The organism is Woronichinia naegeliana WA131 (assembly GCA_025370055.1).
Classification (GTDB): domain Bacteria; phylum Cyanobacteriota; class Cyanobacteriia; order Cyanobacteriales; family Microcystaceae; genus Woronichinia; species Woronichinia naegeliana.
Map to the genome: position 1 here is coordinate 4,920,101 of CP073041.1, position 14,048 is coordinate 4,934,148.

16 protein-coding genes are annotated in these 14,048 nt (G+C 42.7%); 8 read left to right on the forward strand and 8 right to left on the reverse strand.

Annotation, left to right across the window (positions count from 1 at the left end; translation table 11 throughout):
* Positions 1-253 precede the first annotated feature (253 nt).
* The 4 genes from KA717_24590 to KA717_24605 all read left to right on the forward strand — a co-directional run bounded on the left by KA717_24590 (position 254) and on the right by KA717_24605 (position 2,827).
* Positions 254-667: a DUF4168 domain-containing protein gene (locus KA717_24590; GenBank protein ID UXE59107.1), complete on the forward strand. Its 414-nt coding sequence runs from the start codon at positions 254-256 to the stop codon at positions 665-667.
* A gap of 43 nt (positions 668-710) precedes the next feature.
* Positions 711-1,163 carry an urease accessory protein UreE gene (ureE, locus tag KA717_24595; GenBank protein UXE59108.1) on the forward strand — a complete coding sequence of 151 codons (453 nt, stop codon included), beginning with the start codon at positions 711-713 and terminating at the stop codon, positions 1,161-1,163.
* Between the two features lie 28 nt (positions 1,164-1,191).
* Positions 1,192-1,587: a hypothetical protein gene (locus KA717_24600; protein UXE59109.1), complete on the forward strand. Its 396-nt coding sequence runs from the start codon at positions 1,192-1,194 to the stop codon at positions 1,585-1,587.
* 250 nt (positions 1,588-1,837) lie between these two features.
* Complete coding sequence (locus KA717_24605; protein UXE59110.1) at positions 1,838-2,827, forward strand: folate-binding protein; 990 nt, start codon at positions 1,838-1,840, stop codon at positions 2,825-2,827.
* A gap of 38 nt (positions 2,828-2,865) precedes the next feature.
* Here the strand turns inward: KA717_24605 and KA717_24610 are convergent, their stop codons facing one another.
* A complete protein-coding gene (locus KA717_24610; protein ID UXE59111.1) occupies positions 2,866-3,159 on the reverse strand; it encodes a hypothetical protein in 294 nt (97 codons plus the stop codon).
* Between the two features lie 25 nt (positions 3,160-3,184).
* The gene (locus KA717_24615) at positions 3,185-3,790 is read right to left on the reverse strand and encodes a pseudouridine synthase (GenBank protein UXE59112.1); all 606 of its coding nucleotides are present in this window, start codon (positions 3,788-3,790) and stop codon (positions 3,185-3,187) included.
* A 105-nt stretch (positions 3,791-3,895) separates the two neighbouring features.
* On the opposite strand from KA717_24615, the gene glmU reads away from it, so the two are divergent.
* The 3 genes from glmU to lexA all read left to right on the forward strand — a co-directional run bounded on the left by glmU (position 3,896) and on the right by lexA (position 6,684).
* On the forward strand, positions 3,896-5,260 hold the full coding sequence (gene glmU / locus KA717_24620) for a bifunctional UDP-N-acetylglucosamine diphosphorylase/glucosamine-1-phosphate N-acetyltransferase GlmU (GenBank protein ID UXE59113.1): 1,365 nt from the start codon (positions 3,896-3,898) through the stop codon (positions 5,258-5,260).
* Between the two features lie 39 nt (positions 5,261-5,299).
* Positions 5,300-5,932, forward strand: a complete 633-nt coding sequence (gene hisG / locus KA717_24625; protein UXE59114.1) for an ATP phosphoribosyltransferase — start codon at positions 5,300-5,302, stop codon at positions 5,930-5,932.
* A gap of 143 nt (positions 5,933-6,075) precedes the next feature.
* The gene (gene lexA, locus KA717_24630; GenBank protein ID UXE59115.1) at positions 6,076-6,684 is read left to right on the forward strand and encodes a transcriptional repressor LexA; all 609 of its coding nucleotides are present in this window, start codon (positions 6,076-6,078) and stop codon (positions 6,682-6,684) included.
* Positions 6,685-6,746: 62 nt separating this feature from the next.
* On the opposite strand, the gene KA717_24635 is transcribed toward lexA, so the two are convergent.
* The 6 genes from KA717_24635 to KA717_24660 form a co-directional block, all read right to left on the reverse strand.
* Positions 6,747-7,874, reverse strand: coding sequence for a THUMP domain-containing protein (locus tag KA717_24635; protein ID UXE59116.1), 1,128 nt, complete (start codon positions 7,872-7,874; stop codon positions 6,747-6,749).
* A 106-nt stretch (positions 7,875-7,980) separates the two neighbouring features.
* Positions 7,981-8,121 carry a Uma2 family endonuclease gene (locus KA717_24640; protein ID UXE59117.1) on the reverse strand — a complete coding sequence of 47 codons (141 nt, stop codon included), beginning with the start codon at positions 8,119-8,121 and terminating at the stop codon, positions 7,981-7,983.
* 110 nt (positions 8,122-8,231) lie between these two features.
* Positions 8,232-8,396 (reverse strand): AAA family ATPase, encoded by a 165-nt coding sequence (locus KA717_24645; protein UXE59118.1) that lies wholly within the window; start codon positions 8,394-8,396, stop codon positions 8,232-8,234.
* A 111-nt stretch (positions 8,397-8,507) separates the two neighbouring features.
* On the reverse strand, positions 8,508-8,876 hold the full coding sequence (locus KA717_24650; GenBank protein UXE64774.1) for a Uma2 family endonuclease: 369 nt from the start codon (positions 8,874-8,876) through the stop codon (positions 8,508-8,510).
* 35 nt (positions 8,877-8,911) lie between these two features.
* Positions 8,912-9,076 carry an AAA family ATPase gene (locus tag KA717_24655; GenBank protein ID UXE59119.1) on the reverse strand — a complete coding sequence of 55 codons (165 nt, stop codon included), beginning with the start codon at positions 9,074-9,076 and terminating at the stop codon, positions 8,912-8,914.
* 396 nt (positions 9,077-9,472) lie between these two features.
* Complete coding sequence (locus KA717_24660) at positions 9,473-12,109, reverse strand: FG-GAP-like repeat-containing protein (GenBank protein ID UXE59120.1); 2,637 nt, start codon at positions 12,107-12,109, stop codon at positions 9,473-9,475.
* Between the two features lie 904 nt (positions 12,110-13,013).
* On the opposite strand from KA717_24660, the gene KA717_24665 reads away from it, so the two are divergent.
* The gene (locus KA717_24665) at positions 13,014-14,042 is read left to right on the forward strand and encodes an ABC transporter ATP-binding protein (protein ID UXE64775.1); all 1,029 of its coding nucleotides are present in this window, start codon (positions 13,014-13,016) and stop codon (positions 14,040-14,042) included.
* The last annotated feature ends 6 nt before the right edge of the window (positions 14,043-14,048 follow it).

The window sequence follows — 14,048 nt, forward strand, 5'->3', positions numbered from 1 at the left end:
GGGTGCGGCCGGGCCGCTTCAGGGAAAGAGGAAAAATTCATGGCAAGCCGTAAAGAGAGTACAAAAATAGAGGGAATTCTTGTCAGGAACTTATCCCAGACAAAATAATTCAAACAAGCAAGAACGCCTTTGTCGGAATCTTTCGATATCATTCTACCTTGAGCGACTAACGCGCATGATGATTAGCTCCCATTCCCTATGCGACTTGAACAAGTTTCTGAGTCGATTTTTTATTGTTAATTCACTGGCTGCGATGGGGATTCTTTGCGGTGTTGTTCCAGAAGTCGCCTGGCACCCTTCTCGCTTACTGTTTACCCCGATCGCCTACAGTCAAGAATTTAGCCAAACCCAGATTAGTCAATACGCTCAGGCCATTTTGGCGATCGAAGTGGAACGCAAAGCTACCTATCAAAAAATTCAAAATCTCCTCGGTCGAGTTCCGCCTCAAATTGCTTGTAATCAGAAAGATAGTTTAAGTAAATTGCCAAAAGAAGCTCAAGTAATTGTTGTTTCGTTCTGTAATCAGTCTAAAAAAATTGCCAAAACCAGTGGTTTAAATCCAGCCGATTTTAATGCGATTACGGAAGCGGCTAGAAAAAATCCTAGCCTGAAAAAACGGATTCAAACGATGATTATTCAAATTCGGACTTCTTCTAAAGTACCCTAGCCTTGGGGATGCTTACCAAATTAATCAGAATAAGACCTAGCCGATGTCAGAATCCATCCTCATTGCGACTCAGAAAATACCTACCGCCGCCCTTAGCTCTTCACTTCCTCGCCTTACCCTTGTCTTAACGGCTGAAGAACGCACTCGCAGTCGTCATCATTTTGAATTAGCCAATGGTCAATCCCTATTATTGCGTTTACCCAGGGGAACGGTGCTTAAGCATCTTGATTATTTAGAAACTGAAAATAATGTGGTGATCGAAATTCAAGCTAAACCTGAACCTGTATTAACTGTCACCGCCGGCGATCGCCTCACCTTGTTAAGAGCCGCCTATCACCTAGGCAATCGCCATGTTCCCATCGAAATTACCCCCGATTACCTCCGCTTTTCCCCCGATCCGGTTCTAGAAAAAATGTTGCACCATTTAGGATTGGAGATCCAAGCTGAGATCGTCCCCTTTTTTCCTGAAGCAGGAGCTTATGTTCATGCTCATTAAACGATTTGAATCAATTTAATTTTCCACCATGAAACCCCTATTCAAGCATCCTCAAGATTGGGAACAGGCAGAACTCCTGATGCAGCCCGCTTTAATTCGAGTTGTGGATAATCTTGGTAAACAATTAGAAGCCTCTGAGTGGCAAGGAACCTATCAAGAAGTCTCCTCTCCCTATCCAGGTCATCAACTTTGTTTAAGTCGTCATGAACAAATCTTGACCTTGGATCTATGGGATCTCTGTTTTCAAGTTTGCTTTTTGGACTATCATCCCCAACCTTGGATTTCTGAAAACAATGACCATCAACGTGAATTTACGGTGACGATTGATTCTAGTTTATTTAATCAAGAAGGGGAAGTTGACTGGAATCAACTAGATCATAAAACTCAAGCTATTGTGCAAAAACTATTTGCATCATTGCCTTAAAATTGAGGGGAGATCTAATCTATCTCTGCAATGGTTATCTCTTTAAAAAGGATATTATACCAAATCCTGTTCTCATATCCCTTTTTTATTGAATGTAGGGGCTTAGTTTCTAAGCCTTATGCTCTATGGATTTGGAAACCAAACCCCTACCAGGTTTTGGCAAGAGGATTTCGTATTAGAGAGATTGAGCAAGAGAGATTTTAAAATGCTTTGTATTTTATGATTTGTCAACACCTTTGGAGCTATTGTTATGTCAACCCATTCCCTAGAAACTGACCTTAAAACCCTGACTGCTATTAAGGAAGCTAGAACCTTCTATGTTCCGCCTCAAATCGGTTTATTAGAACTAAAAGGAGCCGATCGCGATCGCTTTTTACATAACCAAACAACAAATAACATTAATGCCTTAGCGGTTGGTTGTTATTGTGATACCGTTTTTGTCAATTCCACTGGCAGAACCCTCGATTTGACGAGAGTTTATAAACAAGAAAATGCACTTTGGGTCAAAACCTCTCCTCAACGACGACAATTTTTGTGGGAATGGATGGATCGTTATCTTTTTCCAATGGATAAGGTGGAGTTAACAGATCTTTCCAATCAATTTACCTGCATGAGTTTAGTTGGGCCAACCGTAGCGGAAGCTTTACAATCCCTAGACTTTCCATTACCTGAAGTCAATCAATTTGTCACCGTTCCCTTGGGGACTGATCCAGTGCTACTAACGGCCAGCAATGATCTCGATTTACCTGGCTATACCTTGATTGTTCCCCTCACAGCCCTACCCCCGCTAGAGAATTTACTCCTTGAAAAAGGTTTTCTTACCATCAGCGATCGCCTCTGGGAACATTGTCGCATTATGCAGGGCAGACCGATACCTGATCAAGAATTGACGGAATATTATAACCCTTTGGAAGCAGGACTATGGCGAACAGTATCTTTTGAGAAAGGCTGTTATATTGGTCAAGAAACCATTGCTCGCTTAAATACCTATAAAGGAGTTAAACAAAGACTGTGGGGAGTGCAATTAAGCGAAGTCGTATCGCCTGGCACGGTAGTAACCATCGGAGCAGAAAAGGTGGGTATTTTAACCAGTATGACTGACTTAGAAATGCCCTTTGGTTTGGCCTATATTCGCACCAAAGCCGGTGGTGAAGGTTTACAAGTTCAGTTAGGAAATGCTTCGGGAAAAGTGGTTGCTGTGCCTTTTTTAAGCCATGAATACTATCAGCCCAATCGTTAAATTCAGGTTTTTATTAAAGCTAAAATTTGAAAAAGATCCTATTGCCAGGTGGAAATGGGACGTAAAACCTCAGGAATGATTTCTCCTAAGGGAAACTCCAGAATCGTTTCCGAAAACCCCAGATAACCCGATTGAGCAAAAAAAGCGATCATTCTCGCCAAAGCTGGCCAAACCTCTGGATCAAATTCCCAATCCTGTTCCTTCCTGGCGTAACAGGCGATCGCTTTCAATGCCCAAAAATAATTATTTCGCACCACCGAACCGCCTTTTTTAAAGGGAGGTAAATCTTCCGTTGCAATGATCAAAATATTTTCCTTTAGCCAAACTTTCATGCTGATTGCTCCTGCGAATTTTTCTTTACAATTGCGCTAGAAAACGCCTTTCCGTCACGGTAAGTTCTCGCCATTCCCCTGGCTGCAAACCGTCAATACTCAACTGCAAAGCCATTTTACCCTGACCAACGGCGATCGCCCTCCTGACTAAACGTAGCGTGGGAAAACCAATTGCTGCGGTCATGCGACGAACTTGACGATTGCGGCCTTCCGTCAGAGTTAATTCTAGCCAACTAGTTGGCACATTTTTACGGTAACGAATTGGTGGCTCACGGGGCGGTAAATCCGGTTCTGTGGCTAGAATATTTACCCAGGCAGGGCGAGTTTGATAATCCTGAATAGAAATCCCTTGACGTAACGGCTCTAAATCCTGATCGGCAGGAATTCGCTCCACCTGCACCCAATAGGTACGGGGATGGGCAAACTGACGATGGGCTAAACGGTGCTGTAAAAGTCCCTGATCGGTTAATAACAATAACCCTTCGCTGTCGTAATCTAATCTGCCAACGGGATAAATATCAGGCAGGGCAATAAAATCCTTAAGGGTTTTGCGAGGTTGATCGCCACCATCGGCATCGGTAAATTGGCAAAGAACATTGTAGGGTTTATAAAAGAGAATCGTGCAGGCCATTATTTCTCCCATTTACCAACTATTGTTACATCCTAATCAGCAGGGGATCGGGACGCGATATACTCAGTTTCGTGAATATTGACGGACTCATTGGGACAAACAAGCATGGTCGCAGTAGCAATTTTAGCGGCGGGTAAGGGAACTCGCATGAAATCCACTCTGCCCAAGGTTTTACACCAACTTGGTGGGCGATCGCTGGTGGAACGAGTGTTAGACAGTTGTCAGGGGTTAGCTCCAGAACGAAAATTAGTGATTATCGGTTATCAGGGGGAGGCGGTTAAAGCCCAGTTTCAATCCCAGCCGGATGTAGAATTTGTCGAACAGCGCGAACAGCTAGGCACAGGCCATGCTATCCAGCAACTCTTACCCTATCTCAAGGATTTTACCGGAGACTTACTGGTTCTCAATGGTGATGCTCCCCTGCTCAGGGCTGAAACCCTAGAAAAACTGTTAGCTACTCATCAAGCTAATGGCAGTATGGCTACCCTATTGACAGCGAACCTCCCCAATCCCAAAGGCTATGGCCGGGTTTTCTGTGATGGTCATAATCTGGTTACTCAGATTGTCGAAGATCGTGATTGTAACGATGCTCAACGCCAAAACCATCGCATTAATGGCGGTATTTATTGTTTTAATTGGCCCAAATTAGCGGAAATTTTGCCCCAATTAACCCCCAATAACGATCAGCAGGAATATTACCTCACCGATGTTGTTCATTTTCTGGCCCCTGTGCTGGCCGTTGATGTGGACGATTATTTAGAAATTACGGGGATCAACGATCGCAAACAATTGGCCGCCGCTAACGAAGTCCTTCAAGAACGGATCAAGGATGATTGGATGGCTGCTGGAGTAACACTAATTAATCCCGACACCATTACCATTGACGATACTGTCACCCTAGAGCCTGATGTGATCATTGAACCCCATAGTCATCTACGGGGAACGACAAAGGTAGGTAAGGGGAGTCGCATTGGGCCAGGTAGTTTGATTGAAAATAGCACCCTAGGTGAAGATGTGACCGTTCTTTATTCTGTGATCACCGATAGTCAAGTTAGTTCTGGCTGTCGGATTGGCCCCTATAGTCATTTACGAGGTGAAGTAGAGGTCGGCGCGAATTGTCGGATTGGCAATTTTGTTGAAATTAAGAAAACGTCTTTGGGAACTAAGACCAATGTGGCCCATTTAACCTATCTCGGTGATGCCAGGCTCGGCGATCGCGTCAATGTGGGAGCGGGAACCATTACGGCTAATTATGATGGTGTTAATAAACATCAGACTATTATTGGCAATGGCACAAAAACAGGAGCCAATAGTGTCTTTGTCGCGCCAGTCAGCTTAGGAGAATCGGTGGTAGTCGCGGCTGGTTCGGTTGTCACCAATAATGTGCCTAATCATGCCCTGGTCATTGCCCGCCAACGTCAACGCATTATCGAAAACTGGACAACTCAATCCCAAAACTGGCAATCCTAGCCATTTCTATTTGTTTATTTATCTTGACTAAAAAATTTTATGTTAACTATTGCCTTACCGAAAGGGGTCTTGCTCAAGGATAGTATTGATCGCTTTCAACAGCTTGGGTTAGATTTTAGTGCTTTTTTAGAGCCTAAGAATCGTCAACTTCAGATTGTCGATCCCACTCAAACCGCCAGAGCCTTGTTAGTGAGAACCCACGATGTCCCTGTTTACGTGGAATATGGCCAGGCCCATCTGGGGATTGTGGGTTATGACGTTCTGCTGGAGAAAAATCCGGCGGTAGCCCATTTAGCTGACCTTCAGTTTGGTAGCTGTCGTCTATCGGTGGCCGTGCCTGAAAAAAGCCCCTATCGTCGTTCTATTGAACTTCCCCCTCACGGTAAAGTTGCGTCAAAGTTTGTTAACTGCGCTCAAGAACATTTTCGACGTTTAGACTTACCGGTGGAAATAGTACCTCTTTACGGCTCAGTCGAATTGGGGCCGATTACGGGGATGTCCGAGGCCATTGTGGATTTAGTTTCAACGGGGAAAACCCTTAGAGAAAACGGCTTGATCGAAATTGAGGTCTTGTTTGAAAGTACCGCTCGCCTAATTGCCAATCCTCTCAGTTATCGTCTGAACCGCGATCGCCTTTCCGACTGGGTAGGAAAATTGCGTATTAATACTTAGTCGTGGAACTCCGTAATTTTCCTTTTAATCTTTTCTGTAACAAAAATTAACATAAAATACTAAGAGTATCTGCGTGCTTAAAGTGAGGCATATTGTTATAGTAAAGTTCAGGAGTCCTGAAGCAATATAAGGAGATAACTCTGATGGAATCAATGACCCGTGCTCAACAAGAGCTTTACGATTGGCTTGTGGAGTATATCGAAACAACCCAACACGCCCCTTCTATTCGCCAAATGATGCGAGCGATGAATTTGCGATCGCCTGCTCCGATTCAAAGCCGCTTAGAGCGATTAAGAAGCAAAGGCTATATTGATTGGACAGAAGGAAAAGCCCGTACCCTTCGTATTCTGCACCAAAAACCCAAAGGCATTCCCATTCTGGGTGAAGTCTCTGGAGGTAGTCAGGTGGAACCCCGTCCCGAAGCCGAAACCACAGAAAAATTAGATCTAGCCAGTATCATCAAGCAGCCCAACTGCTATGTTCTCAAAGTGGCTGAGGATAGCTTGATCAATGACCTCATTGCCGAAGGTGATATGGCCATTCTGCGCTCACTCAATCCCGAAGAGGTAGTTCCCGATGGCGCGATCGTTGCCGCTCGTGTCGAGAATCATGGAACAACGCTCAAACATTTCTACCAAGAGGATGAAAACGTTGTGCTCAAAGCTTCTAACGGCAAATCCGAGAACATTGAAGTCCCAGCCTCTCAAGTAGAAGTTCAAGGTATTTTGATTGGCGTTTGGCGAAGTTACTAGCTTGCCGACTCTTTTGTTTCCATCTCCCTATTGATCATTTGATTGATAGGGAGTTTTTTAGGTCAATACAACTCATATTTTAATAGAGTACAAGGCAGAGAACCATTAAACAGAGGAAAACGGCGAGCCGCTCTTAACCCAATCCGTTTCGCCAATTCTCGATTTCCAGTCAGAATGTAAGCCGTCCAGCCCTTAAATCGCTGTTTTAAGATATCTCCTAATTGTTGATAAAAACTCTCTAACTCTGAGGTTTCTCCCAGACGTTTGCCATAGGGCGGGTTGCAAATGATTATCCCAGATGAGGCGGGAGCTTCTAGATCCGCTAAGGATTTTGTTTGAAACTGGATATGCTGATCTAGATAGCAAGCTTGGGCATTACTTTGGGCCTGTTTGATAACTGCTGCTTCTTGATCACTTCCCCAAATGGGTGATGCCAGTTGAGAGAGTTCTCCCTGTTGGGCCTGAGTTAAAAGAGCTTGCCATAAATCAGGATCATAGTCTGGCCATTGCTGAAAACAGAATTGGGAATGAAACTTACCGGGCGCGATTTTTAAGGACTGTAAACCGGCTTCAATGGGGAGGGTTCCCGATCCACACAGGGGATCTAAGAAGGGTTGGGAAGGAGTCCATTCCGCGATCGCTAACAGGGCTGAGGCCAAGGTTTCCTTAAGAGGTGCTAACCCCATGGCCGGACGATAACCTCGACGATGCAAACTAAAGCCAGAACTATCCAAACTTAACTGGCAGTTATTTTGTTGAATATGGGCATTAATGACAATATCTGGCTGATTGATATCAATACTAGAGCGTTTTCCTGTTCTATCTCGCTGTTGATCAACGATCGCATTTTTGATCTGGAGAGCGGTGAAGTGAGTATGGTTTAAATGGGCATTACTGCCGGTGCAATAAACCGCAAAACTTTGGTCTAACTGTAAATAGTCAAACCAATCAATTTTTTTGACACTGTGGTAAAGCTGTTGGGCGTTCTCTGCCTTAACTTTGAGTAGGGGAACTAAGACACGAAAAATGACCCTTGACCAGAGGTTAACGCGATAAAGTAGCGCTAAATCGCCTTCAAAGCTCACTCCGGCAAAGGCCGGTTGTACATTCCGTCCCCCTAAGGTTTCGAGTTCCTGAACAGCGATCGCTTCTAATCCTCTCGCAACGGTGGCAAAGTAAGGCTGGGACATCGATAATTTTAATCAATAAATTAGGTGTGGAAGCATTTCCAAAAGAATCGCCTAGCCTTATCCTAAAGCAGATGACTTTCAGTATTACTGATTTGCCAACAAATTTCTATTCAGCTTGTTTACTGCGATAATCTGTTATCTGAGTTGAAGGACTGACAATTTCTACCACTAACAACGGTGGTTCTTCGTTTAAATCAATGACAGCTTCACGATCGCCTAGAGAATCCCATTGCTCAAGGGGTAACACCGTCACATCAGGAATACGAGAAGTCTCCCATCTTCCCCCACGCGGCGATCGCGCAACGCCACTTCGTGATCGCAGTCCTACAGAAAACCGTTGAGCTATCCAGGAAAGTTTTAATCGGGTAATTTCATCATCAAAAAAAAGAAGGCGATCGCGTCTAGAACAGCACTTTTTCCAGAACCATTATTGCCCACAAAAATATTAATATCGGGATTGAGATCAAATTCAAGATGCTCAAAACAGCGAAAGTTTTTAACCATAATGTGTTTAATGTGCATTGTGAGAACCTCCTAGAGGTAGCAGGAAAGAGCTAAAGGCGATCGCGGATTTTCTGACACCATTTTGACCAATTAAAAAAGCAGAATGATTATCAAAAAATATCGAATTTATTAACCCAATAAAATTTGATTTGCGGTTAATACTAACTCAGAAAAAGTCAGTGAAACGATCCGTTCATCCTCACGAAAAACAACCTGATCATACCATCCTTCAACTAGCGTACAAATAACCACACAATCCTGTAGAGGATCAACAATCCAATATTCTAAGATTCCTAAAACAGCATATTCAGCCTGTTTACTGCGATAATCCGTAACCTGAGTTGAAGGACTGACAATTTCTACCACTAATAACGGTGGTTCTTCGTTTAAATCAATAACAGCTTCGCGATCGCCTAAAGAATCCCATTGCTCAAGGGGTAAAACCGTTATATCAGGAATACGAGAAGTCTCCCACCTTCCCCCACGCGGCGAGCGCAGTCCTACAGAAAACCGTTGGGCTATCCAGGGAAGTTTTAATCGGGTAATTTCATCATCAAAAAAAAGAAGGCGATCGCGTCTAGAACAGCACTTTTTCCAGAACCATTATTGCCCACAAAAATATTAATATCGGGATTGAGATCAAATTCAAGATGCTCAAAACAGCGAAAGTTTTTAACCATAATGTGTTTAATGTGCATTGTAAGAACCTCCTAGAGGTAGCAGGAAAGAGCTAAAGGCGATCGCTGTTTATGTTTATCGGTAAGGGGCGATCGCTTTTTAAATGGATAATGGACAATTAACAATGGATAATTATTAACTATTCATTATTAACTATCAATTAATCGGCGATCGCTTTTTTTATTAATCAGGAAAGGGGCGATCGCTTTTTTCTGGTTGAGGAAGGAAGAGAGGCGATCGCTTTTTTGCTTAACAGTAAGGGGCGATCGCTTTTTTCTTAATCAGGGAAGGGGCGATCGCCCTTCATCAGAGAAAGTGATCGTGGCAACTCGACAATTAACCAAAAACACAGTTACCATGTCCCTACAAGATCGGTGATCGCACTGGTGGCTAAGTGTATTCAATAAAGTTCAGGATTAAATTAAATTAATTCCACCTCCAAAACCTGCATACATAACTGATTGGTCGGAAAGTTGATTTAAGCTAACATTAAAGTTGTAGCCATCTGAATAAAGAATGGAAACATCAGAGTTATTGTCAGCAATACTTTCTTGACGTAAAATATCATCTTTACCATCTCCATTGAAGTCATTAATTATCAGGTTAGTACCACCAGCAAAACTGGATACACAAGCCCATGACCACAGGGCAAGAGTAACAGGAGAGTTAAAACTATTCCCATTAGAATAATATATTTCAACGTCTCTGTTCCCATCAGCATATTTTTCCTGGCGCAAGATATCATCCTTTCCATCGCCATTAAAATCCCCAACTAAGAGTTTAGTTCCACCTCCAAAACCTGCATACATAACTGATTGGTCGGAAAGTTGATTTAAGCTAACATTAAAGTTATATCCGTCTGAATAAAGAATGGAAACATCAGAGTTATTGTCAGCAATAGTTTCTTGACGTAAAATATCACTTTTTTTATCGCCATTGAAGTCACCAACTATTAGGTTAGTACCACTAGCAAAACTGGATACACAAGCCCATGACCACTGGGCAAGAGTAACAGGAGAGTTAAAACTATTTCCATTAGAATAATATATTTCAACGTCTCTGTTCCCATCAGCATATTTTTCCTGGCGCAAGATATCATCCTTTCCATCGCCATTAAAATCCCCAACTAAGAGTTTAGTTCCACCTCCAAAACCTGCATACATAACTGATTGGTCGGAAAGTTGATTTAAGCTAACATTAAAGTTATATCCGTCTGAATAAAGAATGGAAACATCAGAGTTATTGTCAGCAATAGTTTCTTGACGTAAAATATCACTTTTTTTATCGCCATTGAAGTCACCAACTATTAGGTTAGTACCACTAGCAAAACTGGATACACAAGCCCATGACCACTGGGCAAGAGTAACAGGAGAGTTAAAACTATTTCCATTAGAATAATATATTTCAACGTCTCTGTTCCCATCAGCATATTTTTCTTGGCGCAAAATATCATCCTTTCCATCACCATTAAAATCGACTTTTCGTGATTTGTATCCCAATATCGGTAATACTGAACCACTAATCGAATATTGTCCCAAACTACCATAATCTGTGTAGCCAGTAGAAAGAGCAGATCCTTTGCCTACCCCATCAATTTTGAGGTAATAGGTTCCCGCAGCGACATTTGCTGTAATATTTGCTGATAATAACTCCGTCGGATTAGATGATGCAATTAAAGTTCCCGCAGAATTGTATAACTCTGCCAAAACATCTAAATTTGGTCCACGATTAAAAGGATTCACCGTCAAACTAATCGCACCTGCACCTGTAGTAAAACTATAGAAATCTACATCCGTATTGCGTTCGATGATGCCACTACCACTAACAGAAGTACCAGAAACCGTTAATGCTTTTGCAGTAGCAATTGTATTACCAGTATCATCATTTCGGTAGCCAAACCCGTTTTGGGTCGTAATAATTTGCAAATCATCTTGAGTATTATTAGCAGAAGCATATTGGCCTTTGCTCCACTGGGATAGGTTCTGATAGTACCCTACTCCCAGAATTGGTGCCCAGCCCGTCTCCCCGCTACCGTGACCTTGGTAGTAACCCTCTGCGGGGCTAATTCGTCCATCATGGGATAGTCCTAGAGTATGTCCCACTTCATGAGAAATAGCTTCAGCCGTATATTTTTCGTTACCATTACCCAGTTGTTCATCAAAAACAAAGGTTGGAGTATCACTATTCCAGTTAAAAGAACCAACGTAGGCGACTCCTCCTGCTCCAGCACCGAACCAATCATAACTGCTCCCACCAATAGCAACACGCACACCCCAGCGAGTGTCACCAGTACCACTTTTAATCAAATCATTGATATCTGCCGGAGCTTGAGTCGTGACATTAACATTAAAGGGGATGAAATCCTCCGCCACGCGCTGCCAAATATACTGGATTGTTTCTAGTTCTGCATTACTAAAAGACCCTGTATTGCCATCGAAATCGAAGGCAGGAGTAACAATATTAGTCTTGTTATAGCTTGTATTCCAAGAAGTGCCAGAAGTAGTATGCCCGTTGAAATCCAGATAAATTGTGTGATTTGCTCCTAGTAAGCTGTTAAGAAAGAAAGTTTGAGATAGATTTAAGGCGGCTGATACAGTGGCGGCTGACTGTTTCGGTTGATTCTTAACTAGATTCGGATCAACTGGAGGAATAGCACAGAATGAGCCGGTACAACCCGCCACGTGTTGTAAGTTACTTGAAACCAGAGAACTTAGAGATTGGCTAATATTAAGCGGTACAGACTGGGAATTTTTTACCTTTAAGCCATTTTCCTGAGCCGACTCAGCTAAAATCGCTCCTTTACGCCTAGACCCAATTAGAGATTCGCCAATACTAGGCGATACAGATGAGGAATTTACTGGCTTTAGGTCATTTTTCTGCACCGACTCAGCTAAAATCGCTCCTTTACGCCCAAGAGGATCTGTGTCATCAATCTGAGCGTTAAGGTAATATCTTCTCTCTTCGTCAATTTTTTTTAAATCTGTAGGTAAAAGCTCGATATCAAGAGGGTTGAGCAAACTGTCACGAACAACGAAATTAGGAAAATTAGTCATCTTTAATTTTCTCCAAGCAAGAGAGATAAATAATTACAATGAAAAATATAACCGTTCAAAGCAGAAATGTTCAATGTTGTAACAAAATTTTATATTTGAAGACGTAGTAACCCCAAAATGACAAAATTAGCTTGCATAGAGAATCCTCCTGAACCAGTGCGATCGCTGATCTTGTAGGATTCATTCAATAAAATATAATGCACCTTTTGATTATTTGCAAGAGAATCCAATTTTGTGCGTCACGCTACGCTAATACACGCTACCCCTACTCCTAAGACAATTTTTATACCATACCTTAATCTGCGAGCTTTTTGTGAGGTGAGGGGGAAAATAGCGATTTCGTTTTGAGAAGTGAAAGGGAAAGTGGCGATCATTTTGGAAATGGCGATCACTCTTTGTAAGTGACGAAGTTTTTCTTAATCGGCGATCGCTTTTTAAATGGATAATTATTAACTATCAATTAATCGGCGATCGCTGTTTATGTTTATCGGTAAGGGGTGATCGCGGTTTATCTTCACGGTAAGGGGCGATCGCTTTTTATCTTCACTTTAAGAGGAGATCTCTGTTTCTGACTTTTCCCGTTATCTTTTTATTTGAGCGATCACCTAATTTTTCCCTATCTCAAAGCCCTATTCTCTCGTTGGCTATCATCATTAAATCCAACTTATTGGAAACAGCAAAGAGTTTAAAACCCTTATTCTGTCGTCGTTTTCAGACTTAACGGGAAAAGTCAGATCTCTGTTTATCTTCACAGTAAGGGGCGATCACTGTTTTCTTTTTACAAAGTAAGGGGCGATCGCGGCCTTGGAGAAGTGTGGTAACGAGCTAAAGCGAAGACCCTGAGTTATGCTATTTTTAGGTGTCATTGCACCGAGTCTTATTTTTTCCTTCTCCCAACACCTCTATGCGTCCTGCGGTTCTCGTTGAACATCTTCAAAAACGCTATGGCACCATCACGGCTGTCAAAGATATTTCCTTTTCAGTGCAGCCAGGAGAAATTTTTGGACTCTTGGGGCCAAACGGAGCCGGAAAAACCACCACGATTCGTTGTCTCTGTACGTTATCTAAACCGGATCAAGGCAAATTAGAAATCGACGGTATTTCCGTGATTAGCCAACCCAAGTTAGCTCGTCGTCACTTAGGCTACGTTGCCCAGGAAGTTGCCCTTGATAAGATGTTGACTGGTAGGGAGTTATTGCAACTACAAGCCTCTTTATACCACCTCACTGTCTCCCAAGCTAAAGAACGGATTCCCCAACTACTCGACTTGCTCGGACTTAGCCAGTATGCAGAGCAAAAAACAGGAACCTATTCCGGCGGACTTCGCAAACGTTTAGATTTAGCGGCGGGACTATTACACCAGCCATCGGTTTTGATTTTGGATGAACCCTCAGTTGGACTGGATATCGAAAGTCGTTTTATCCTCTGGGAATTTTTACGACAGTTACGGGATGCCGGAACCACTGTCTTGATTACCAGTCATTATCTAGGAGAAATTGATGCCCTAGCCGATCGCCTGGCAATTATTGATCAAGGTCTGGTAATTGCAGAAGGAAGCCCGTCTGACCTCAAAGATAGAGTTGGCGGCGATCGCGTTACCTTAAGAATTCGGGAATTTGCTGACTTAGCAGAAACAGAACAGGCTAAACAGCTTTTGAAAACCTTACCTTTTGTGGAAGATATTATTATTAATACAGCCCAAGGTAACTCATTAAATTTAGTGGTTACGGCCCAAAGTAATCCCCTTAGTCAAATTGAACAGACTCTCATTACTGCTGACTTACCGATCTTTAGCCTGGCCCAATCTCGTCCCAGTTTGGATGATGTTTATCTAGCGGCAACGGGAAGAACGCTTATGGATGCAGAAATTGCTGCCGCCAGCCGTCGCGATCTGAAAGCAGAACAAAAACAAGCCATGAAATCCCCCAGTTAAATTACC

Bases quoted from the DNA above. Each gene is read 5' to 3' on its own strand.
- KA717_24665 (UXE64775.1), top strand. From the start codon at position 13,014: ATGCGTCCTGCGGTTCTCGTTGAACATCTTCAAAAACGCTATGGCACC.
- KA717_24610 (UXE59111.1), bottom strand. From the start codon at position 3,159: ATGAAAGTTTGGCTAAAGGAAAATATTTTGATCATTGCAACGGAAGAT.
- KA717_24645 (UXE59118.1), bottom strand. From the start codon at position 8,396: ATGCACATTAAACACATTATGGTTAAAAACTTTCGCTGTTTTGAGCAT.
- KA717_24605 (UXE59110.1), top strand. From the start codon at position 1,838: ATGTCAACCCATTCCCTAGAAACTGACCTTAAAACCCTGACTGCTATT.
- KA717_24655 (UXE59119.1), bottom strand. From the start codon at position 9,076: ATGCACATTAAACACATTATGGTTAAAAACTTTCGCTGTTTTGAGCAT.
- KA717_24660 (UXE59120.1), bottom strand. From the start codon at position 12,109: ATGACTAATTTTCCTAATTTCGTTGTTCGTGACAGTTTGCTCAACCCT.
- KA717_24590 (UXE59107.1), top strand. From the start codon at position 254: ATGGGGATTCTTTGCGGTGTTGTTCCAGAAGTCGCCTGGCACCCTTCT.
- KA717_24615 (UXE59112.1), bottom strand. From the start codon at position 3,790: ATGGCCTGCACGATTCTCTTTTATAAACCCTACAATGTTCTTTGCCAA.
- KA717_24635 (UXE59116.1), bottom strand. From the start codon at position 7,874: ATGTCCCAGCCTTACTTTGCCACCGTTGCGAGAGGATTAGAAGCGATC.
- lexA (UXE59115.1), top strand. From the start codon at position 6,076: ATGGAATCAATGACCCGTGCTCAACAAGAGCTTTACGATTGGCTTGTG.
- glmU (UXE59113.1), top strand. From the start codon at position 3,896: ATGGTCGCAGTAGCAATTTTAGCGGCGGGTAAGGGAACTCGCATGAAA.
- KA717_24600 (UXE59109.1), top strand. From the start codon at position 1,192: ATGAAACCCCTATTCAAGCATCCTCAAGATTGGGAACAGGCAGAACTC.
- hisG (UXE59114.1), top strand. From the start codon at position 5,300: ATGTTAACTATTGCCTTACCGAAAGGGGTCTTGCTCAAGGATAGTATT.
- ureE (UXE59108.1), top strand. From the start codon at position 711: ATGTCAGAATCCATCCTCATTGCGACTCAGAAAATACCTACCGCCGCC.